The organism is Stenotrophomonas nitritireducens (genome assembly GCF_001431425.1).
GTDB classification, from domain to species: Bacteria; Pseudomonadota; Gammaproteobacteria; order Xanthomonadales; family Xanthomonadaceae; genus Stenotrophomonas; species Stenotrophomonas nitritireducens.
Map to the genome: position 1 here is coordinate 1 of NZ_LDJG01000064.1, position 1399 is coordinate 1399.

Below are 1399 nucleotides of genomic sequence, written 5' to 3' on the forward strand. Positions count from 1 at the left end.
GCGCGGCTGCACCAGGTTGCTGTCAGGCAGCACGGTGTTGTTGTAGCCATACAGCTGCTCGATGCGCGGGTTGTACAGCTTCTGGCTGCTGAAGTCCGGCACGTCGACGCGCACGCCGTACATCAGGTTCAGGTTGTAGTTGACCGCCCAGGTGTCCTGCACGAACAGGCCGGTGTTCTTCAGGGTGAAGCTCGCCGGAATGTCGCTGAGGCTGCCGCCGTTCGGGCGCGGCGCACGCAGCTGGTACTGGGTCACCTTGCCGGCCAGGAAGTCGGCCAGGCTGTTGAAGGTGTAAACGCCGTTGAGGTTGCGGCCGTAGAAGTTCATCAGCTCGTTCTTCGAGTAGTCGAAGCCGAACTTGACGGTGTGGTCGCCGATGTACCAGTTCGCGGAACCGAAGGCGCTCAGCTCCTTCGACTCGACGATGTTGACGTGGGTGTTCTGCTCGGTGCCCAGCAGCAGCGCCGAGTTGCTGGAACCGAAGCCGTTGATGCGGATCTGCGGCAGGTTCACGGTCGGCACGCGGGTAGCGTTGTAGTCCTTGTACGAGACCTTGAACTCGGTGGAGAAGTTGTCGCTCCAGTCGGAGAACAGCTCGCCCATCCAGGTTTCATAGGTCTTCGGCTGCGCATACCAGTAGCTGCTCAGCGAGACGGTGCCCGACGCCATGCCCGGGAAGCGCATGACGTTCTGTTCCATCTTGTTGTAACGCAGCGCGGCACGGTGATTTTCGTTGATGTTCCAGTCGAGCTTGACCGCGTACTCTTCGATCTCGGTCTTGCTGTCCGGAGCCGACAGGCTGCCGACATCGTAGCCCTTGGCCGACATGAAGTCCTGGACCCGCTTGATGTCCGCGTCGGTGATGCTGCCCTTGCCGTACGGCGTTTCGCCCAGCGCCACGCCCGGGGCGGAGCGCTCGTACTTCTCGTAGTTGGCGAAGAAGAACAGCTTGTCCTTGACGATCGGGCCGCCGAAGGTCATGCCATAGGTCTTCTCGTCATTGAAGCCGTTGAAGTCACCCTTGTCCGTATCAAGGCGACGGCGGACCATGTCGTCCTTGTTGCGGTACGAACCGTAGACCGTGCCGTGGAACTCGTTGGTGCCCGACTTGGTCACGGCGTTGATCACCGCGCCGGTACCACCGTAGATGGTGGTGTCGTAGTTGGCCAGGTCGATGTTGATTTCCTGGATCGCGTCCATCGACACCGGCTGACGCTCGGTCGGCAGGTTGTTGGATTCCAGGCCGAACGGGTCGCCGGCACCGATGCCGTCGATGCGGATGGCGTTGTAGCGGGTGTTCTGGCCACCGGCCGAGATCGCGCCGTCAGCCTTGCTGACCTGCGAGATGCGCGGGTCAAGGCGGATGTAATCCTGGATGTTGCGGTTGGCCGACGGCAGC

The 1399-nt window shown here is 61.6% G+C and carries 1 protein-coding gene; it reads right to left on the reverse strand.

The window, feature by feature from the left end:
• A partial coding sequence (locus ABB22_RS17425) for an outer membrane beta-barrel protein (RefSeq protein ID WP_161809382.1) occupies positions 1 to 1399 on the reverse strand: 1399 nt, incomplete at both ends.